The organism is Proteocatella sphenisci DSM 23131 (assembly GCF_000423525.1).
GTDB classification, from domain to species: Bacteria; Bacillota; Clostridia; order Peptostreptococcales; family Filifactoraceae; genus Proteocatella; species Proteocatella sphenisci.
On the sequence record NZ_AUID01000011.1, the window covers coordinates 1 to 21,074 of the forward strand.

The 21,074-nt window shown below is 33.4% G+C and carries 25 protein-coding genes; 19 read left to right on the forward strand and 6 right to left on the reverse strand.

Annotation, left to right across the window (positions count from 1 at the left end):
* Positions 1–262 precede the first annotated feature (262 nt).
* The 8 genes from G558_RS0105285 to G558_RS0105320 all read left to right on the forward strand — a co-directional run bounded on the left by G558_RS0105285 (position 263) and on the right by G558_RS0105320 (position 5,649).
* Positions 263–652 (forward strand): GGDEF domain-containing protein, encoded by a 390-nt coding sequence (locus tag G558_RS0105285; protein ID WP_169337710.1) that lies wholly within the window; start codon positions 263–265, stop codon positions 650–652.
* A 188-nt stretch (positions 653–840) separates the two neighbouring features.
* Positions 841–1,314, forward strand: a complete 474-nt coding sequence (locus G558_RS0105290; protein WP_028829251.1) for a MarR family winged helix-turn-helix transcriptional regulator — start codon at positions 841–843, stop codon at positions 1,312–1,314.
* 4 nt (positions 1,315–1,318) lie between these two features.
* Entirely contained in the window at positions 1,319–1,813 is a 495-nt protein-coding gene (locus G558_RS0105295) for a flavodoxin domain-containing protein (RefSeq protein WP_028829252.1), read from the forward strand.
* Between the two features lie 11 nt (positions 1,814–1,824).
* The gene (locus G558_RS14270; RefSeq protein WP_051188492.1) at positions 1,825–2,265 is read left to right on the forward strand and encodes a hypothetical protein; all 441 of its coding nucleotides are present in this window, start codon (positions 1,825–1,827) and stop codon (positions 2,263–2,265) included.
* A gap of 610 nt (positions 2,266–2,875) precedes the next feature.
* Positions 2,876–3,241 (forward strand): ArsR/SmtB family transcription factor, encoded by a 366-nt coding sequence (locus G558_RS0105305; protein ID WP_028829253.1) that lies wholly within the window; start codon positions 2,876–2,878, stop codon positions 3,239–3,241.
* 38 nt (positions 3,242–3,279) lie between these two features.
* Positions 3,280–4,344 carry an ACR3 family arsenite efflux transporter gene (gene arsB / locus G558_RS0105310; protein WP_028829254.1) on the forward strand — a complete coding sequence of 355 codons (1,065 nt, stop codon included), beginning with the start codon at positions 3,280–3,282 and terminating at the stop codon, positions 4,342–4,344.
* Positions 4,345–4,412: 68 nt separating this feature from the next.
* On the forward strand, positions 4,413–4,814 hold the full coding sequence (locus tag G558_RS0105315; RefSeq protein WP_028829255.1) for an arsenate reductase ArsC: 402 nt from the start codon (positions 4,413–4,415) through the stop codon (positions 4,812–4,814).
* Positions 4,804–5,649 (forward strand): nitroreductase family protein, encoded by an 846-nt coding sequence (locus G558_RS0105320; protein WP_028829256.1) that lies wholly within the window; start codon positions 4,804–4,806, stop codon positions 5,647–5,649. The genes G558_RS0105315 and G558_RS0105320 overlap by 11 nt, the downstream gene beginning before the upstream one ends.
* A 45-nt stretch (positions 5,650–5,694) precedes the next feature.
* Here the strand turns inward: G558_RS0105320 and G558_RS0105325 are convergent, their stop codons facing one another.
* From G558_RS0105325 to gnd, 4 genes are read right to left on the reverse strand one after another with little or no spacing between them, the layout of a single operon-like run.
* Complete coding sequence (locus G558_RS0105325) at positions 5,695–6,369, reverse strand: FAD-binding oxidoreductase (RefSeq protein WP_028829257.1); 675 nt, start codon at positions 6,367–6,369, stop codon at positions 5,695–5,697.
* Between the two features lie 21 nt (positions 6,370–6,390).
* Positions 6,391–7,044 carry a cyclase family protein gene (locus G558_RS0105330; RefSeq protein ID WP_028829258.1) on the reverse strand — a complete coding sequence of 218 codons (654 nt, stop codon included), beginning with the start codon at positions 7,042–7,044 and terminating at the stop codon, positions 6,391–6,393.
* A complete protein-coding gene (gene zwf, locus G558_RS0105335; protein ID WP_036931646.1) occupies positions 7,041–8,552 on the reverse strand; it encodes a glucose-6-phosphate dehydrogenase in 1,512 nt (503 codons plus the stop codon). Before zwf ends, G558_RS0105330 begins: the two co-directional genes overlap by 4 nt.
* A 15-nt stretch (positions 8,553–8,567) precedes the next feature.
* The gene (gene gnd, locus G558_RS0105340; protein ID WP_278233966.1) at positions 8,568–9,476 is read right to left on the reverse strand and encodes a phosphogluconate dehydrogenase (NAD(+)-dependent, decarboxylating); all 909 of its coding nucleotides are present in this window, start codon (positions 9,474–9,476) and stop codon (positions 8,568–8,570) included.
* Positions 9,477–9,688: 212 nt separating this feature from the next.
* Here gnd and G558_RS0105345 point away from each other — a divergent pair, with 212 nt between their 5' ends.
* From G558_RS0105345 to G558_RS12445, 4 genes are read left to right on the forward strand one after another with little or no spacing between them, the layout of a single operon-like run.
* Positions 9,689–11,038 (forward strand): amidohydrolase family protein, encoded by a 1,350-nt coding sequence (locus G558_RS0105345; protein ID WP_028829261.1) that lies wholly within the window; start codon positions 9,689–9,691, stop codon positions 11,036–11,038.
* Positions 11,039–11,085: 47 nt separating this feature from the next.
* Complete coding sequence (locus tag G558_RS0105350; protein ID WP_028829262.1) at positions 11,086–12,510, forward strand: dihydrolipoyl dehydrogenase family protein; 1,425 nt, start codon at positions 11,086–11,088, stop codon at positions 12,508–12,510.
* Between the two features lie 4 nt (positions 12,511–12,514).
* Positions 12,515–13,066 (forward strand): TVP38/TMEM64 family protein, encoded by a 552-nt coding sequence (locus G558_RS12440; protein WP_051188493.1) that lies wholly within the window; start codon positions 12,515–12,517, stop codon positions 13,064–13,066.
* A 30-nt stretch (positions 13,067–13,096) separates the two neighbouring features.
* Positions 13,097–13,897, forward strand: a complete 801-nt coding sequence (locus tag G558_RS12445; protein WP_036931648.1) for a sterol desaturase family protein — start codon at positions 13,097–13,099, stop codon at positions 13,895–13,897.
* A gap of 166 nt (positions 13,898–14,063) precedes the next feature.
* Here G558_RS12445 and G558_RS0105365 read toward each other — a convergent pair whose 3' ends face one another.
* Positions 14,064–14,690 (reverse strand): nitroreductase family protein, encoded by a 627-nt coding sequence (locus G558_RS0105365; protein WP_028829263.1) that lies wholly within the window; start codon positions 14,688–14,690, stop codon positions 14,064–14,066.
* A 15-nt stretch (positions 14,691–14,705) separates the two neighbouring features.
* Positions 14,706–15,119: a MarR family transcriptional regulator gene (locus G558_RS0105370; protein WP_028829264.1), complete on the reverse strand. Its 414-nt coding sequence runs from the start codon at positions 15,117–15,119 to the stop codon at positions 14,706–14,708.
* A 181-nt stretch (positions 15,120–15,300) separates the two neighbouring features.
* On the opposite strand from G558_RS0105370, the gene G558_RS0105375 reads away from it, so the two are divergent.
* The 7 genes from G558_RS0105375 to G558_RS0105405 all read left to right on the forward strand — a co-directional run bounded on the left by G558_RS0105375 (position 15,301) and on the right by G558_RS0105405 (position 20,966).
* Positions 15,301–15,609: a winged helix-turn-helix transcriptional regulator gene (locus tag G558_RS0105375; RefSeq protein ID WP_028829265.1), complete on the forward strand. Its 309-nt coding sequence runs from the start codon at positions 15,301–15,303 to the stop codon at positions 15,607–15,609.
* A gap of 184 nt (positions 15,610–15,793) precedes the next feature.
* On the forward strand, positions 15,794–16,498 hold the full coding sequence (locus G558_RS0105380; RefSeq protein WP_028829266.1) for a pirin family protein: 705 nt from the start codon (positions 15,794–15,796) through the stop codon (positions 16,496–16,498).
* Between the two features lie 26 nt (positions 16,499–16,524).
* Positions 16,525–17,124, forward strand: coding sequence for a nitroreductase family protein (locus tag G558_RS0105385; protein ID WP_028829267.1), 600 nt, complete (start codon positions 16,525–16,527; stop codon positions 17,122–17,124).
* Positions 17,125–17,250: 126 nt separating this feature from the next.
* Positions 17,251–17,757, forward strand: a complete 507-nt coding sequence (locus G558_RS0105390) for a pyridoxamine 5'-phosphate oxidase family protein (protein ID WP_028829268.1) — start codon at positions 17,251–17,253, stop codon at positions 17,755–17,757.
* Between the two features lie 121 nt (positions 17,758–17,878).
* Positions 17,879–19,213 (forward strand): MATE family efflux transporter, encoded by a 1,335-nt coding sequence (locus tag G558_RS0105395; RefSeq protein ID WP_028829269.1) that lies wholly within the window; start codon positions 17,879–17,881, stop codon positions 19,211–19,213.
* A gap of 50 nt (positions 19,214–19,263) precedes the next feature.
* Positions 19,264–20,211, forward strand: coding sequence for an RNA-guided endonuclease TnpB family protein (locus tag G558_RS12450; RefSeq protein WP_051188494.1), 948 nt, complete (start codon positions 19,264–19,266; stop codon positions 20,209–20,211).
* Positions 20,212–20,510: 299 nt separating this feature from the next.
* Positions 20,511–20,966, forward strand: coding sequence for a rhodanese-like domain-containing protein (locus tag G558_RS0105405; RefSeq protein WP_028829270.1), 456 nt, complete (start codon positions 20,511–20,513; stop codon positions 20,964–20,966).
* The last annotated feature ends 108 nt before the right edge of the window (positions 20,967–21,074 follow it).

Here is a 21,074-nt window from a genome sequence, read left to right on the forward strand (position 1 = left end):
ATAAAAAGACAGATTGCATTAGTATGTAATAAGGGCGGTAGACGGATAAACAATGAAAATACTGGAAAGCTCATACTCAGGCTGCGAAAGGAAAATATCGAAATGGGACAGAGTGCTCCTGATAAGTTTTTTACTCATAATATTGACATATACGCATTCGTTGTATAAAATTTAATTTAATAAAATTAAAAATAATTAAATTGAATTTCGAGAAGGAGATAAATATGAATTACGTATTTTCATGGGTAAAAGAAAAATAAGCATGTTGACATTGAAATTCCTAGCGTATGGCCGCTGGATTCATCGCATTGGCAGCGGGTTTTTGGGTATAATGAGAAGCAGATACTCGCTTTATATCGCTTTACAGATGATAATAATGATCTTTGTTTTTGCAATGCTCATTTTTACTATATTCAATCATCAGAAGACTGAGAACAATTATGATATGGAAAAACTGGGACAGACTTTATCTTACTCTGCTCAACAGAATCTGGCTTACTTTGATTCGCTTACTGGAATACCAAACAAGATAAGCTTCATGATGACGCTTGAGGAAATGATTGAAAAATCAGACCATGAAAAATCTTATTATTATGTCCTCATGATTGACCTTGATAATTTCAAGACTCATAATCATCAAGACGATAATTGAGCTTGCGCATATCCTTGAGGATATTGGATGCGACCATATACAAGTTCAGCTCTTTGTTATACCGTGAAGATACAGGGCGGTCTCATGTGAAAAAATACCCTTTGAGAAACGATATTGACACATCAAAAAAGGTAATGTATTATATAAAAAGGTAACGTGTTACTTATAATTAACGAAGGAGGTATATTTTGAGTAAAATTGAATCATTGAAAGACCAAAAATTTATTTTTGGATCAGTCCAAATAGTAGCAAATAAGATGAACACTTTGCTAGAAAGAGAACTTAAAGAATATGATATAACATCTAAACAATGGTTTCTTACAGTTGTTATAGAAAATTCCTTTGATAAGCCTCCTACCATAAAAGAAGCAGCTAAGGTAATGGGAAGTTCTCACCAAAATGTAAAGCAAGTAGCTTTAAAGCTTGAGCAAAAGGGATTGGTTAGTCTAGAAAAGGATAAAAGGGATGCCAGAGTTACAAGGATTAGACTAACTGAGCAAAGCTACAAGTTTTCTGAAACAATACAAGCAAAAGCTGCAATTTTTACTGGGAATTTATTTATGGGGATTGGTGAGGATGAAATGTCAAAGGCAAGAACGGTGCTTTATAAAATGATGTTTAACTTAGCTAATATGGAAATGGGCGAACAGGAGGATGATTAAGCGAATGAAAACAATAATTATTTATTGCAGTAAGTATGGATATACCGAAGCTTGCGTTAAAAGTATTGCGGATAAGCTTGATGGAGATGCTTCCTTTGTAAATATTTGTAATGAGAAGATTCCCCATATAGATGAATTCGACAATATTATTATTGGTGGTTCCATTTATATGGGACAGATCCAGAAAAAAATAAAGCTTTATTGTTCAGAGAATATGGAGATGCTTCTAACTAAAAGGCTGGCATTATTTTTATGTTGCGGACTACCTGAAAATTTCATGAAGTATGTGAAGACGGCTTTTCCAGAGGAGTTATTAACAAAAGCAGTTGCAAAGGAATGTTTTGGTGGAGAACTTAGAACTGGAAAAATGAATTTAACTGATAAAATGATCACTGGGTTAATGAAAAAGGCGGCAGATAAGGAAGGTAAATCCGAGCCTATGCCAATTCCAGGCAACATTAAAAAGCTTGCAGAAATTATCAATAGTCAACGAAAGTGAGGATTTAGATTATGAGTAAATTTAAACCTTGGATTAATACTCTTGTAATTTGCATTGGTGTATTGGCTATGGGAGCTTGCATTGCAGGGTTGTTTATAAGCGGTGGAAGTGGACAACATGAATTTAAATCGATAAATGGTGAAATCGTGAAAATATATGGTAGCGGTTTGTATAGGAATGATTCAATAGCAATGGTAGCTCAAGGTAAAGCCTCTGATTTTATAACTGCTATTATAGGAATTCCGATTCTGATGATTTCGCTTTATTTCACAAATAAAGGTTCATTAAGAGGAAAACTTATGTTGACAGGAACGCTAGGATATTTTTTGTATACTTATATCTCCTACACATTTCTGTGGATGTATAACCCGTTCTTCATAGTTTATGTTGTCCTAATGACTTTAAGTCTATATGCTTTTATTTTGTGTTTTATGTCTTTTGAGTTGGAATAGTTGTTCCAACTGCAGTTCTTTCAGGGATGCTCCTAATAAAACGAAAACCCTTAGGTTATTTACTATCATCCGTAATAATCATTAAAGGATTTACAATGCTGACATGTATATCGGCTATGATTATAAATATGGCTCTAAATGGCGTTGATATGAGTTTGGTAGAGATTCTTGTTTTTCCTATGTTTAATCTATTAGCGATAATATGCTTAATCTTATTGTTTAAAAACGTAATACTGGAGAGATTAGAATGAAGCATTATTAATCTTAAGTGTGATATAATATTATATTGAAGAAAAATGTGATGGCGTAACGGGGGATTTTTTGTTACTTAAAAAATAAGTTAGGATTATAGATGGTATTTATTTAAAATAGAGTTATTAGGATAGTATACAATATGGGAGAGTATATATGAAAAATAGTGAATCTTACAAAAGATGTAATCCTTAATCAGGCAGGAGCTAGATAGGCAAATACTTATCTAGCTCCTGCTCGATCTATAAAAGATGTATATTTTATTACAGAATTATTGCTGAAAAATCATTGACAAATATTTTTTTAAGACATATTATATGAGTATAATCGAATATAGTAATGTGAAGGAGTGTAAATAATGGATAATTTGTTCAAAACACTAGGAGATGAAAATAGGCTCAGAATATTTAACTTACTCACAAAGCAAGACTTATGTGTTTGTGAGATAGAATCTATTTTAGCTACAACTCAATCCAATGTATCAAGACACTTGACTAAGCTTAGAAATGAAAATATTGTTGTTTTTGAAAAGAAATCTCAGTGGACATATTATCAGATAAATCCTAAATTTATCGCGGATAATTTGTTGCTGTATAATTATCTGATAGAGAAAATGGATAAAAACCCTAAATTTACAAGTGATCTCAAAAAGTTATCATTATATAAAGAAAGTGGGATTAGTTGTGATAATATAGGCGAATTAAATAAAATTAGTCTTAAGTAAATCGTATAAAGAATAATAATTTAGAGAGGTGAAAAGTTGTGTCAAAGAAAGAAAAAGCCGTAGGGATAAGTTTTTTTGAAAAGTATTTAACTTTGTGGGTAGGAATATGTATGGTAATTGGGGTTCTTATTGGAGTGTATATTCCTCAAATACCTGATTTTTTAGGAAATTTTGAATATGCAAATGTTTCGGTACCTGTAGCAATTTTAATATGGCTCATGATTTATCCAATGATGCTAAAGGTGGATTTTAACAGTATTAAAAAAGTAGGAGAAAATCCTAAAGGACTTGTAGTTACATGGGTAACAAATTGGTTAATTAAGCCATTTACAATGTATGCAATAGCATTGTTTTTCTTTAATGTAGTGTTTAAAAATTTCATATCTCCAGATCTTGCAAAAGAATATCTTGCAGGAGCTGTTCTTTTAGGAGCTGCGCCGTGTACAGCTATGGTATTTGTTTGGAGTCATTTAACTAAAGGAAACCCGGCATATACTCTTGTGCAAGTAGCAACAAATGATCTTATTATTTTAGTGGGATTTGTTCCTATAGTTGCATTTTTATTGGGTATGAGCAATATATCAATACCTTGGGGGACCCTATTTCTATCAGTTGTTTTATTTGTAGTTATACCTTTGGCAGCTGGTGTTATTTCAAGAACTGTAATAACAAAAAACAAAGGATTAGAATACTTTGAAAAGAAGTTCATTCCTAAATTTAGTAATGTAACAATAATTGGATTATTATTAACTTTAATAATTATTTTTTCTTTCCAAGGACAAATTATTGTTGATAATCCACTTAACATAGTATTAATTGCAGTTCCACTAATAATTCAGACTTTCTTAATATTTTTTGTTGCTTATTTATGGGCAAAAGCCTGGAAGTTGCCACATAATATAGCTGCGCCGGCGGGAATGATAGGAGCATCAAACTTTTTTGAGCTCGCAGTGGCAGTAGCAATATCAGTCTTTGGATTAGGTTCTGGAGCAGCACTTGCGACTGTGGTTGGAGTTTTAGTTGAAGTTCCAGTTATGCTTCAATTAGTTAAAATAGCCAATAATACAAAAAATTGGTTTCCAAAACCTGTAAAAGATAATTAAAATCGACTTATATTTTTATAATATGAATGAATGTAATTGAATATGTTTGTATGATGAGAGGAGATAATATGAAGTTTAAAGTAGCATTTATATGTGTTCACAACTCATGTAGATCACAAATGGCAGAAGGTTTAGCTAGACATTTAGGTAGTGATGTATTAGAAAGCTACTCAGCAGGAACGGAAGAATATATAGAAGTAAAGCCACTAGCGGTAGAGGTTATGGAAGAAATAGGAATATCTATGGATGGTCATTATCCTAAACTCTTAACAGAAATACCTGAAGAGGTAGATGTATTAATAACTATGGGTTGTGGAGTTGTTTGTCCTTTTCTTCCTTCCAGGCATCAAGAGGATTGGGGTCTTGATGATCCATCAGGAGGGACGATAGAAGACTTTAGAGAAACACGAAATTTAATAGAAGCTAAAGTGAAGGATCTGATTAGGAGATTAAAAAACAATGAAAATTAATATTCCTGTAGAAGAAACAATTAAGAAAAGAAGCAGCGTTAGAACTTATGAAGAAAGAAATCTTTCTGCAACAGATAAGGAAAAGCTAATGCAATTTGCTGATAATTTATCCAATCCGTTTGGTGAAAAAGTGAACTTTCATTTTATCGAAAAAGCAACAGATGGAAATGGAGAAAAACTTGGAACATATGGCGTTATAAAAGGAGCTACTTCTTTTATTGGAGTATCAGTTTCTGATACTGAGTTTGGACTTGAAGCGGTAGGATACGAATTTGAAAATTTAATTTTATACGCAACGCACATGGGACTTGGTACGGTATGGCTAGCTGGAACATTTAATCGTAAGCAATTTTTATCTGGTATGGAGATCAAAGACGATGAATTGTTTCCAGCTATTTCACCAGTGGGCTATCCACTTGAAAAGAAAAGATTTATAGAAGCAGTAATGAGAAAACTCGTGAAATCTGATCAAAGAAATCCTTGGCATATGCTATTTTTTAAAAATGATTTTTCAACGCCTCTGACACAAAAAGAAGCGGGCATATATGCAATACCTCTAGAAATGCTTCGATTAGCTCCTTCGGCTATCAATGCTCAACCATGGAGAATAGTAAAAGAAGGGGATGTATTTCATTTTTATGAGACACATAGCGCTAAAACAAAGGAATATGAAAAATCAATCAAGAGGATTGATTTAGGAATCGGGATAAGTCATTTCCATCAAGCTTCTTTGGAACGAGGTTTGTCTGGTAGATTTGAAAAACGATCGCAACAAAAAATTCAAATACCTCCAAATACAAAGTATATTATTTCATGGGTGCCTGAAAAAGAATAATAATCTAAAATGAGGCTGCAATTTTACATTGACAGCCTCTAATTACTAGTTAAATACTTCCTTTACTATCTTGTCTTCCTCAACACCCAATTCTTTTAGTGAATCTTCTACAGTATCCATCATTGGCTCTGGTCCACATATATAGAAATAATCTTCCGGAGAAGTAATATTATCTTTCAAATATGCAGTATCAATACGGCCATGTGAATAAGGATCTACCTCTTCACGTGATAAAATATTTAGAAAATTATCACCTAATATTGATTCAAATTCATTTTTATTGATAATATCTATTTGTGTACTATTAGCAAATATTAGTCGATTGCCTTTTAAATTTCCTTTTTGATGTAAATCACGAATTATGGAAATAAACGGTGTAACTCCTGCTCCTCCTGCAATAAAAGTACCTTTCCCTTCAAACTGTATCGCTCCAAATACAGATTTTAAAATAATTTTATCTCCTACTTCAAGTTTTGATAATTCATTGGTTACCCCGTTATGATCAGGATAAATCTTAATTGTAAATTCCAAATGATCTTCAAATGGTAATGATGTAAATGTAAAAGGATTTCTTTTGTCACGCCATCCATCTTTATCAACAGCCAATTCAGCTGCTTGTCCAGGCATAAACTTAATTTTATTTGTATTGTTTAAGGTAAAACGCAATACATTATGTGTAATTTTTTCAATCTTTCTAATTATTAAAACTTGTTGTTCCATATCACATACCTCCATATAAGTTTATTTAGATAATACTATACCATCTTCAATGCTTATTTCTTGGATGAGAACTACTCTTGCTGGGGCTCCATCTGCTCCTTTTATCTTAATGGGTAAAGCTATCATAAAGTATTCGCCCTCATCTATTTCTTTTAGTCTTAATCCTTCAATTATTATTATCTCATTGTCAAACAATATGTTGTGAGTATCATGTTTGGGTTGATCTCTTTCTATTCCCAATGCATCTATTCCTAAACCAACTATTTTCTTTTCTGCTAAATACTCTGCTCCGCTCTTTGTCAAATAAACAAAATCCATTAGAAAAACTTCAGAAAAAGAATTTTTTGTTTTTAGTAATACAAAACTGCCTTCTTTAATATTAAGGTTTATTAAATCGGATTTATTAATTCCACTTGTTACATTTGTTAAATCAAATACATAGCATTTTGTGATCAAATTACTTAAATCTAAGCTTTCTATTGTTTTTCCATCGCTTTGCATATGATAGGGGGAATCAATATGTGTTCCAGTGTGAAGATTCATACTGATAGTTGATTCATTTATACCATCTTTTGAAATTTTTTTCTCTAGTTTTAAACTTGGCTTTTTTTCTTCTCTGTCTTTATAGACAGTCATATTCTCTTCAATTAACATAGAAACATCGAATATTTTCATAACTTATCACCTTCAATATCTCTATAAATTTTTGTTTCACCCATTAATATACTAGCATCTTCAGGCCCTATTGATCCTGCCTTATAATTTGGAAAATCTGTACTATTCTTTGAAATAGAGTTTTCTATGCTATCAACATATTTCCATGCGGCTTCAACCTCATCCCATCTTGTAAACAGAGCAGAAGAATTCTTAATAATTTCTAGAATAAGTTTTTCATATGCCTTAGGTGAATTAAAATCATATCTACAGGTTTGGCAATAATTCATCTCCACTTTTTCTATAAAGTTACCATCATCAGGTTTTTTAATATTTATTTGAAATTTTATTCCTTCTTCTGGTTGTATCTTAACAATCAAATAGTCAGGTTCGGTATATTTGTATTCATCATAAATATTAATACCAGGAAGTTTTTTAAATTGGATAATTATTTCAGAACTTTTCTTATCTAGTCTTTTCCCAGCACGAATGTATATAGGAACTCCTCCCCAACGATAATTTTTAATTCCTGCTTTAAGTGATATATAGGTAGGAACTATAGAATTTTTATCTACATTTTCTTCATCTCTATATCCGGGTATATTATCTTCACCATTACCATATTGGCCTAAAACAATATTTTCTTTAGCTGACACTTTATCAAAAAGTTGTAATGATTTTAAAACCTTAACCTTTTCATCTCTTATAGAATCCGCATCTAGATTTATTGGCGGTTCCATACATATCAATGATAACATTTGCAAGATATGACTCTGAAGCATATCTCGTAAAACTCCAGATTTTTCATAGTAGGATCCCCGATGCTCTACGCCGATTGTTTCTGATGAATTAATCTGGATGTTGTCAATGTATTTGTGATTCCACAAAGATTCAAAAATAGAGTTACTAAACCGAATAGCTATTATATTTTGTAACATTTCTTTACCCAAATAATGATCAATTCTAAAGATTTTTTCTTCAGGAATCAACTCCAATAAAGAATTTTGTAATTCCAACGCTGTATCTAAACTGTAGCCAAATGGTTTTTCAATAATTATTCTCTGCCAGGAAGTCTGATTTTCCAGCATTCCATTATTCTTGAGATTTTTCGAAATTGGAATAAACATATTGGGACCTACAGCAAGATAATAAATCCTGTTTCCTTTGGTCTGTTTTAAATTATCCAATGACTTTAAGAATGTATCCAAATCACGGTAACCAACATTATCATCAACCATATCGAAAGCATTATAATAAACATTATCAGCAAATTCATCCCATTTTACTTTATTAAATTGGTGTTCACCATATTTTATAGTATTTTGCTCCATTTGATCTCTATATTCTTGGTGAGATAAATTTTTTCTCCCGACTGACACCAATGCAAAATTTTTGGAAATTTTCTTATCTGAAAATAATTTATAAATAGCAGGAATTAATTTTTTTTTCGTTAAATCTCCTGTCCCGCCAAGAATGACAAATATACAGGATGTATCCTCATCTCTTATGCTCGTATTATCATTTAACATAACAAGCCCTCCTTATTACTTTGTGACATTATGTCCTCCAAATTCATTCCTAAGCCCTGCTACTACTCTGTTTGAAAATAAATTGTCATCTTTGGAGCTAAACCGGGTAAAAAGCGACATAGCAAGGACAGGAGTTGGAATCCCTAGTTCTATTGCCTCTTGTAAGGTCCAAAGTCCCACACCTGAAGAATCTACAACTCCTTTTAGTTTATTCAAGTGTGGATCCTTAGCAAATAGATTTTCACTAAGCTCCATTAACCAGCTTCTAATTACAGAACCATTATTCCATACTTTGGCAACATCTTCATAATTTAAATCAAATTGAGATGACTCAAGCAGCTGAAAACCCTCACCTATGGCTTGCATCATGCCATATTCTATACCATTGTGAACCATTTTTACATAGTGTCCTGCGCCATTTTTACCGACATGCAAATATCCATTTTCAACTGATATTGCTTTTACGATTGGTTCGATTATTTTAAATATTTCTTCCTCTGCCCCAATCATTGTGCATGCACCATTTCTAGCACCAGAAATTCCTCCGCTTGTCCCAATATCAACATAATTAATGTCTTTATTCTTTAAAAGTTCATATCTTTTAAGTGTATCTTTATAATGAGAATTGCCACCATCTATAAGGATATCATCTTTATCTACAAATTTAATTAACTTCTCTATCATTTCATCTACAGCTTCACCTGCTGGAACCATTATCCAAATAATCCTAGGTTTAGGTAATAGTCCTATGAATTCGTATAAATCTGTAGTTCCAACAATTCCTTCTTTTTTGATTAAGTCAGTTGCTTCTGAAGAACGATTATATGCTATTACTTCATATCCATTATCTTTTAAATTTAAAGCCAAATTGTATCCCATCTTCCCGAGTCCAATCATACCTATTTTCATACTATTGCCCTCCATAGTTTGTGTTTTAAAAATATTCACATGTTAACTAAGTAATACCCTTTAATAAAGCGCATTAACAAAGCTGGACAATCTTGTGTAAAATTCAAAAAATAAATATCTACAGATTTTTCTAGAAAGATTTCATTGATTCTCTAAAATGGATAGGTTACACTAATCCTATGTGATAAGAAATTTGGCATAGGAAGAAATTAGAGAGGAATTCATATATGATTAACGAAATGGCTGTTCAAGGGAGTGCTTTTTACAGTGTAGATTTTGATAAAGTAAGATATATTAAAAATGGAATATTTTGTGTAAATGACAAAGGTTATATAGATGGAGTGTATGAAGAAGGTGATGAAGACTATAGTTTGATTAGACTTAAGTACTTAGAAAAAGGGAAGTTGAAAGTACTATCTGATACTGAAGTAATGCTTCCAGGATTTGTAGATTTACACATTCATGCTTCTCAATGGCCACAGGCGGGACTTGCTTTAGATAGGCCGCTGGAAATATGGCTTGGTGAATACACTTTCCCTTTAGAATCAAGGTATAGAAATTTGGATTTTGCCAACGAAGTTTATCGTGATGTTGTAAGTTCTACACTTAAATATGGAACAACTACAGCTTTATACTTTGCGACTGTAGACAGAGAACCATCTGTACTGTTAGCAAAAATATGTGGAGAACTAGGTCAACGTGGTTTAGTTGGTAAGGTGGCTATGGATAATCCAGAAAGTACTCCAGAGTTCTGTAGAGATAACTCTCCAAAAGAAGCAATAAATGAAACGGAAGCATTTATAAAAGAAGTATTAGAAATACAAGATTTATATAAACAAAAAGTATACCCTGTTGTAACACCTAGATTTATTCCCAGTTGTACAGATGAAACATTAGAAGGATTAGGAAAGCTGGCCAAAAAATACGATGCTCATATTCAAACTCATTGCAGTGAAAGTGATTGGGCACACAACTTTGCAAAAGAGAGATTTGGTATAACAGATGCGCAGGCTTTAGATAAATTTGGATTAATAACCAGCAAAACAGTAGTTGCGCATGCACCATTTTTAGAGCCGGATGATGTGAAATTATTAGCCGATAAAAAAACTACCATAGGGCATTGTCCACTATCAAATGCTTATTTTGCAAATTCAGTACTGCCTTTTAAAGATTTTAGCAGTAGGGGAGTAAATATAGGGATGGCCACTGATATATCAGGAGGATACAGTCCGAGTATGTATCAAGCTATAAGACAGTCAATTATATCTTCAAGGATGCTAGAAGATGGAGTGGATCCTTCAATAAATGGTAAAAACAGAGGTAGAAAAAATTCTGCAATAACACTTAACAATGCTTTATATAGTGCTACCGTTAGTGGGGGAATAGCTTTAGGCTTACCTATAGGTAAACTTGAAAAAGGATATTCATTTGATGTTCAAATAGTGGATATTGAAAAGAATATTCCTAAATTTTATCCAGAAAAAAGCGAAGAAGATATACTTCATAAAGTTCTTTTACTGTCAGAGTCATCGAATATAAAAGAAGTATGGGTACAGGGAAACAGAGTTAAATGCTGATTTATGTAGTAGAAGAATTAAACAGTTAACGAAAGGGGAAGTTCGCGATGAAATTTGATTTTCATATACTCATTATCGGTGCTGGCAGTGCAGGTCTGGTTGTTGCTTCGGGTGCTGCAGGGCTAGGTGCTAAGGTTGCCCTCGTTGAAAGCGAAAAGATGGGAGGAGACTGTTTGAATTGGGGTTGTGTTCCCAGTAAAAGTTTTCTAAAAAGTGCCCATGTTGCTGACTATATTTCAAAAGGAGATATATTCGGCATTGACGCTACTCTAAATACTACAGATCTGAACAAAGTCATGAAAAGGGTGTCATCAGTGATAAAGTCCATAGAACCCCATGACTCCATAGAAAGATATGAATCTCTTGGGGTAACGGTAATAAAAGGATATGGAAAGCTTCAAGACCCTCATCATGTAGAGATTGATGGAAAAGTATATTCATCAAAAATCATTGTGCTTGCAACAGGTTCAAGTACATCGGTGCCACACATAAAGGGACTGAATGATGTAGCATATCTTACCAACAAAACCGTCTTTGACCTTGAAAAACTACCTGAAAGGCTTGTGATTCTAGGAGCTGGTCCAATAGCATGCGAACTGGGACAGGGCTTTTCACACTTAGGGTCAAAGGTTACCATGATCAACAGATCCGCGCAATTGTTCAAGAAAGATGAGCCCGAGGTCAGCCCATTGATGCTTCAAAGGTTTATCCTTGACGGAATCAATATGGAACTTGGTGCAAGGATTGTTGAAATACGTGAGAATAACAGTAGGGAAATCGAAGTTGACATTGAAAAAGATGGAAACCTTACTACCATAGTAGCAGACAAGCTTATAGTTGCCCTTGGAAGGGAACCAAATACCAAAAATATTGGTCTAGAAAAGGTAGGAATAAGACTGTCTGAAAGCGGACATATTGCTACAAATGAAAAGCTTCAAACTACCATACCCAATGTATATGCCTGCGGTGATGTTGCCGGTCCCTTTGCCTTTACCCATATGGCAAGCTACCAGGCGGGCATTGTCATTCAAAACGCAATCTTCCCTATTAAAAAGAAAGTTAATTATCGTGCTGTTTCTTGGGTTACATATACTAAACCGGAAGTTGCCCATGTAGGATATATAGAAAATCAACTTATACAAGAAGAGAAAAAATACAAAAAATATATGGCACCCATTATTGAAAATGACAGAGCCAAGGCTGAGTCGGACGCACAGGGATTTTTGAAAATCCTCGTAGATGCTAGAGGGGTTGTTGTTGGTGCAACTCTGGTGGGAGAAAAAGCGGGTGAAATGATAGGTCTGGCCAATATGGCCATTGTGAGAAAGATGAAAGTCACCAGTTTCATATCCATGATATTTCCATATCCCACAGAACTTGAAATTTACAAGACCATCGCCCTTGAAGCCATGAAAGAGGGCTTCAAACCTTGGCAGAAAAATATTGTGAAAAAACTCTTTTTGCGGGATTGATGAAATGAGGGATTTCATTGATGGTTTAGGAATATGGGCGTCTATTGCATACATTACATTATACATCGTCGCAACAGTGCTGTTTGTTCCAGGTCTGCCACTTACCATTCTTGCGGGTATCACTTTCGGTCCTGTTTTGGGAACGATTTGGGTTTCATTGGCCTCGACAATTGGAGCTTCCTTAGCATTTCTCGTAGGAAGATTTATAGGAAGGGACTTAGTTCTTGAGAAATTTGGAAACAGTGATATGTTCAAAAAACTAGATGATGGAATAAGGGACCAAGGATGGAAGATGGTTGCAATTACAAGACTGGTGCCTCTTTTTCCCTTTAATGCGCAGAATTATGTATACGGATTAACTGATGTGCATTTCAAAACCTATGTATTCATATCGTGGATATGCATGCTGCCGGCAACTATTGGTTATGTATTTCTTGGCAGTGCAATTGGCGTTGCTGAAGGGGATGTCGCCAAGACAATAAGCTATGTGGGAACCGGTATAGCTGCTTTGATACTCCTATCCCTCGCGGGCAAGTTAATAGGTAAAAAGAAGTAATATATTTTTGGAATTAATGAGGTGGAATAATTGAATATTTCTTTGATACGCAGTATAAGTTTCGTTGGTGTGTTTATATTTTGTATGACATTGCAATTGATAATACCCAGCAGAAAATTTAAGAAGGATAGATGGAAATATATGGTATCCAATGTTGTACTGGTTGCCTTCAATAATTTCATCCTTATTTTGATGCCCATTATACCAATTGAAGCCGCAGTATATGCAAATGACCTGAATCTAGGCCTGATGCATCAATTTGACATTGGAGTGTTGGAGGTCGTTGCAGGATTCTTTTTACTTGATATTGTAATATATTTCCAACACCGTATTTTTCACAAGGTTCCTGTATTGTGGAGGCTTCATTCCATGCATCATATTGACCCCATGCTAGACACGACTTCGGGACTCAGGTTTCATCCCATTGAGATAATATTGTCGAATTTCATTAAAATAAGTTCCATACTTGTTCTCGGAATATCACCTGTAGCTGTTATAATCTTTGAAGTGGTATTGAACGGACTTTCCATGTTTAATCACAGCAATCTGCATATTCCAAAACCCTTGGAAGTTATTTTGAACAAGGTTCTTATAACACCGGCACTGCATACCATTCATCACTCAAAGATTATGGAAGAAACTATGTCAAATTACGGATTCTCCGTTCCTTGGTGGGACAAGGTATTTGGCACCTTTTGCGCCATGGGAAAATTTCCTCAGGAAAAGATTCATATAGGTACTGTACCCATGCCGGAAGAAAAATATTCTTTGTTTCCGGGAATGCTTGTGCAGCCCTTTATATCTTACAAGAACAATGAAAGCTTTCATTAAAGTGGTTTTGCCGCATCCAATCAGGAAATAAACGGTGTTATTCATGTTGCGGAGCTTATTTAACGATATAAAAAACCTGGGAATCGATGTAATATGAACGATTCCCAGGTTTTTATATTTTGTGAAAAAGTGTGTACTTCTTCCTCTTTATTTCGAAAAAATAATTTTATTTGAAGCTGCTTATCTCAGCAGCATCAATTCTTGTAGTATCATGTATTTCATAGTTACTCTTACCAATGGCAAGAATCATTACTGGGACATACCTTTCAGGATCAAGGTTAAAAGCTTGTGCAAGTTGATCTTCTTCAAATCCTCCTATAGCATTGGTATCATATCCATGACGTCTTGCTACTAGCATAAGCTGCATGGCAGCAAGGCTTGAATCTATTTTTACAATGTCGTTCATTTCTTTTTTTGAGGCTCTTTCATAAAAAGGAATGAACATGTTCATAATGTCATCTTTTACGTTCTGAGGCATCATACCTTTTTCGACAGCTTCTCCGTATATAGTTTCGGCATTTTCATAGCATTTCATATCTCCAAAAATAAGGATCATAGCAGAAGATGTATCGTTTTGTCTTACATTAAATCTGATAAGTGGTCTTAAAGTGTCTTTGGCCTCTTTAGACTCAACTACAACAAATCTCCATGGCTGTAAATTTACAGAAGAGGGGGCTTTGATGGCTTCATTAATCATCTCTAGCATTTCCTCACGGCTTATTTTAACGTTCTCATCAAAGACTTTAACGGACTTTCTGTTAAAAGCAATATCTTCAAAATTGTTATTTCTCATTTTAGTTTTCTCCTTTTATATCTGGTTTTGTATAATATCCATCAGTTCCATAAGTGCCTTCATATGGTCTTTGTCAATGTTTATAGGAAGATTGCATGACTCGCTGCAATGATTCATTTGGCACTTTTCAAGTGTTGATTTACCATAGTCTGTAAGAGAAACAATGACTTCTCTGGCATTTGCTTCATTTCTTTTTCTATTTACATATCCTTTTGTTTCCAGGATTTTAAGATGTCTTGTTATGGCGGCTCTGTCAATTTGCATAAATTGCTGTATATCCATTTGATTACAGAAGTTATGATTATTTAAAAAGGTAAGGATCTCATAGCGCGTAAGACTGAATCCTGTTTTTTTTTCAAACTGCTGTGTGAGCTGTTGTTCAATGCTCCTCAATCTGTGCAGCATATTACTTAATTCGTTAATTTCCATTCAGATCCTCCATAATATCTAAATAGTTGATATATCAACCGTTGACACGTCAACTATATAAAACTAGTTTACTCCTTGTAGTTTAATTTGTCAATATATTTTTCGACAGGTGAGTATATTTAAACAACATACTTACTTTATCGTACTAACTATGGTATAATACCGGTAGGTGGTGAAAATTATGGAAAAATATCATTTATGCCCAAAATTTGAAGACGCATTTGAATTATTAGGCAAACGGTGGACTGGATTAATAATAAGAACTTTACTAAATGGACAAAAGCGCTTCTCTGATATATCTGCGGCTATACCAAATATGAGCGCAAGAATGCTTACGGAGCGATTTAAAGAATTAGAAAACCATGGAATAGTAACACGTACAGTTTATCCAGAAACTCCAGTAAGAATAGAATATGAATTGACAGAAAAAGGAAAAGAACTCAGTGCTGTTATGGATGAAATTCAAAAATGGGCGGAGAAATGGGTATAACAATTAAATAGTAAGAAAAAATCCTTTATTTTAATGTAGAGGATTTTTTTAATAATAATTATAATTAGGCTTGACTTATAAAAAACTATATGTAATAATACAAACATACCAAGTAATAAAAAGTAACTAAGTTTTAAAAAATAACAATAATAAAAAATTATAGATAAGTTGAAAGGAGAAGTTTATGTTAAGAAAATTAGATAATAAAAATATGGGCAGATCTGATTTAGGATGGTTAAAAAGTCTATTTCATTTTTCTTTTGCAAATTACTACAATATAGACAATATAAATTTTGGGGTTTTAAGAGTAGTAAATGATGATTTAGTTAAATCTAATACAGGATTTGAATTACATCCTCACAGAGACATGGAAATAATATCATATGTTGTAGATGGAGAACTTAATCACGGAGACAGCATGGGAAACAAAAATACTATTACTAGAGGTCATGTACAATATATGAGCGCGGGAACAGGGATTTCTCATACTGAACACAATTTTGGAAAATCCACATCAAGATTTTTGCAGATATGGATACTTCCAGACAAAGCAGGACTTACTCCAAATTATGGAGATTATAGATTTAAATGGGAAGACAGAAAAAATAAATGGCTTCAAATAGTATCGGGTATCAATGGTGATGCACCAATAAAAATCAATCAGGATGCAAATATTCATGTATTAGAATTAGAGAAAGATAAAGAAATAGATTTTAAAGTAGGAGAAGGAAGACAGGCATATTTAATACAAATAGAAGGCAGTTCAGAGATTAATGATATTGTATTGAATGATAGAGATGCACTTGAAATAGTAGAAGAAGATATTACGATTAAGTCAATTGATACATCTCATGTATTAATTATAGAAATGGAAAAAGAACAAAAATAAATAAACTACCAACGGAGGAAAAGAAAATGAAAAAGAATTTTTATGAAGCAATAGAAACAAGAAGAACACATTACGGAATAAGCAAAGAGGAAATAGTATCAGATGAAAAAATAAAAGAGATAATAGAACATGCCGTTAAACATACACCATCAGCATTTAACTCGCAAACGGCCAGAGTAGTAGTATTATTAGACAAGCAGCATGAAAAATTATGGGATATAACAAAAGAAGCGCTTAGAAAAATAGTACCGGCGGATAAATTTGCCCCAACTGAAGAAAAAATAAATTCTTTTAATGCAGGCTATGGTACAGTGTTATTCTTCGAAGACCAGGATATAGTCCAATATTTACAAAAAGAATTTGCAACATATAAAGACAATTTTCCAATATGGTCAAAAGAATCAAGTGGAATGCATCAATTTAATGTTTGGACATCTCTGGAATTAGAAGGTTATGGTGCATCACTTCAACACTATAATGAGCTTATAGAAGAAGAAGTAAAAAAAGAATGGAATATACCGCAAGGTTGGGAAATAAGAGCACAAATGCCATTTGGGAAACCAACATCACAACCAGGAGAAAAAGAGTTTAAACCTTTAGAAGATAGAGTAAAGGTATATAAATAAAGTAAGGCAAAAAAAGATCTTTCATTGCAGACTTGTATGCAGTGAAAGATCTTTTTTTATTTTTGTATATGGGTATTGATTATGTGATATTATAGATTTACATAATACACATATAAGGAGAATGATATGCCTAAACAAGATGAACCGCTATTTTTAGATGTAAAGAAAAATTCTCTCAAAGGAGAAGAATCAATAGAACTCGTAGATGACATTAGAAAACTTTGTGAAAGTCAACCTTTTGCAGTTTTAGCGACTCAGGGAAAGGGTATTACGCACGCTTCGCTCATAAGTTTTTCTGTTAGTTATGATCTAAAGTATATTGTATTTGCTACACCGGTTAACACAGGTAAATTTGACTTTATCACAGCTGAGGAAAATGTTTCAGTTTTAGTAGATGACCGCTCCCTTCAGCAAGACAGCATAAACCAAATTAGTGCATTGACGATTATAGGAAAAGGCAGGGTTTTATCTGATCAAAGTGATATTGTAAAGTGGTCAGAGCAGTTGATAAAAAAACATCCAAATCTTAATGCTTTTGTTAAAGCCTCAACTACTTCTCTTATACTTATAGAGGTGGAAAAACATCTTTATGTTAAAAACTTTCAGGAAATCAAGCAATGGGACCCAAGATAAGGTTCGTTAATTACACTGTCATATAGTACGCAGCAATTGACATATCAATGATATTATGATAAATTTGAGATTGCCACCCATTGAGGGTGGCATTTTTATATAGGGAGAAAAATGAGGGAAAATGGAAAATAAAACTACAGACTCTAAACTTGCAAAAACATTAATTTCATTTAGTTTACCTTTGATTTTGAGTGGGTTATTACAGCAATTATACAATTGGGCGGATGCTTTTATTGTTGGAAATATTGAAGGAGAAGCAGCCCTGGCAGCGATTGGTGCAACAACTGTCATTACCAACCTTTTTATAATGGGAATAACAGGTTTTGCTTCAGGAATATCTATTTTATCAGCTCGACATTTTAAAGATGAGGATAATAATATACAAAAGAGAATACTCTCAACATTTAATTTGCTTTTAGTAGTTTTTCTTACTGTAATAACTATAATAACAATATATTTTGCTGATGGCATATTGTTGCTCTTGAAAACCCCTTCAGATATATTTGAAATATCAAAAAATTATCTACAGATTGTCTTGGTTGGAGTTCCTTTTATCACAGCATATAATGTTTATGCTGCTGTTTTACGAGGGATAGGTGACAGTAAGATGTCATTTTATGCTGTGTTAGTTTCGGCGATTACTAATGTGTTTTTAGATATTGTATTTGTAGGAGTATTTCGTTGGAGGGCTGAAGGGGCAGCTATTGCATCAGTTATTTCTCAAGTAATGATGGCTATTTTTATGATTTATTATTCCAGGGAAAAATATGAAATACTAAGAGTGAAGAGTAAAAAAACATTTGATATGAGCTTATTTAAAAAAGGATGTTCTCTATCCTTACCAATTACTATTCAATCAATTATTATGTCCTTTGGAAATTTGATTTTACAAAATTTCATGAATGGGTTTGGAACGGTTACAGTAGCTGCAATTACAACTGCATATCGCATCGACACTTTATTATTGTTACCAGTTATTAATCTGGGTACTGGAATTGCGATTATTACTTCCCAAAATATAGGTGTGGGGCAAAATAAAGAAGCAAAAAGAAGTTTATTCATAGGTCTAAAACTCAGTGCAATTGTTTCTATTATTCTTACAATAATTGTAGTGACCTTAGGTGAAAATCTTATAGAGGTATTTGGAGTAAGTTCTCAATCAGCCCAAATTGGCGGAAGGTTTTTCTATATATTAGGATGGTTTTATTTAATATTTGGTTTGTCTATGGCAATGCGTGGTTATATAGAAGGAAAAGGTGAAGTTTTATATTCAAGTGCAATCGCACTTCTTTCTCTTTGTGTTAGAATCATCCTGACTTACACTATGGAGTCAAGATTTAATAATATGACTATCGCTTATGCCGAAGCATTCTCCTGGTGTTTTCTGTTTATACTGTACGCACTAAGATTGATATACATGAACAAGGCTGAGAAATACAAATACATGATAAAATAGTGAAAACATTCAGAATCAAAGGACTAAATAGAAAGCGAGGTGAATTATCTATGAAAACAGTCATAAAAGGATTCAAATACAGAATCTATCCAAATCCAGAGCAAGAAGTAATGCTTGCGAAAACATTTGGATCATGCAGATTTGTTTATAATCATATTCTTGCTATGAGAATCGAAGAGCATAAGAACGACAGTAAATCCATGTCCAAGACTGATTGCAACAACTTCTGTAACAGAGAAATGAAGAAAGAGTTTGAGTGGCTGAAAGAAGTAGACAAATTCGCCTTAACTAACGCTATTTTTAATCTCGATTCTGCTTATCAGAACTTCTTTAGAGAAATTAAAAAAGGAAACAAAAATCAGGGATTTCCGAAGTTTAAGAGTAAACGAACAAATTACTATTCTTACACAACGAATTTTACAAATAATAATATCAAGGTATTGTTCAATGATGGATTGGTTCAGCTTCCTAAAGTTGGCAAAATCAAAGCTAAACTTCACAGAAAATTTGATGGCAGGATATTGTTTGCAACTGTAAGTAAAGTTCCAAGCGGAAAATATTTTGTAAGTTTCAATGTCGAATGCGAACATAGCGAATTACCTATAAATGATAGTAGCGTTGGTATTGACTTGGGAGTTAAGGAATTTGCAATTGATACAAATGGAATCCATATTGATAATCCTAAATATCTAAAACAATACGAAGATAAACTTGCAAAACTTCAAAGACAGCACGCCAAGAAAGTTAAAGGTAGCAATAATTTTAAGAAACATAGCAAGAAAGTTGCAAAGTTACATGAGAGAATAGTCAATCTTAGAACTGATTTCCAACATAAATTATCTTCAAAGATTATCAACGATAACCAAGTGGTAGTCACAGAAGACTTGTTTATTAAAGGAATGGTTCAAAACTCAAGATTAGCTAAGTCGATTAGCGATGTCGCTTGGGGTGAGTTCACAAGACAACTCGGATACAAATTTTTATGGAAACGCTGCTAAAAACATACTTAATGAAGGGCTGAGAGAGATAGGTTTGTTAATGTAGTTAATAGTTATAAATAGGGTCGGGATGATCCGAATTAACGCCTGTGGAGATAGTAGGTTGCGATGTCTAAGAAGTAGGAAAATGATGTAGCAATACAGAAGCTCGTCACTTTAGTGATGAGAGGTTCACAGAGCTAATAAGTAATATTAAGCAGTAATTGGTTTGGAAAGAGTGAATAGGGTATAAAATATATACATATTCAATTAGTCCGAAATTATCAGTGTGAGTATTATTATACAAGGAGGTAAATTAAATGAAAAAATCGATTTTTTTAATAACTATGATTTCAGTTTTAGTTTTTGTTATGGCGGGTTGTGCATCCTCCACACCTGAGGCTCCTGAAACTCCTGAAACCCCTGAAGTAACTGAACCAGTTGAACCAGCTGAGGAAAAAGCATATATGGACATATCTGTTGCGGATGCAAAAGATTTAATTGATTCAATGCCAGAGATTGTAATAATTGATGTTTCACCAGCATATGCAGATGGACATTTACCTAATGCAATCAACTATCCTTTGGGAGATGGATCATTGGATGAAGCAATACCTATGTTAGATATGGATAAGAGTTATTTGGTTTATTGCCATACTGATGCTGCTTCAATGGAAGGTGCCCAAAAACTTATAGATGCAGGATTTATGAATGTGTACAGACTAGAGGGTAACTACAGTGCCTGGGTTGATGCGGGATTCGAAACTGTTAAATAATTTATTTTAAAATGAAGTGCCCCCAAACGGTAGATACAATTAACCTTGGGGGCATTTTATGAGTATTTTTGATAATTCATGATAAAACATGATATAATTGTCCTAAGA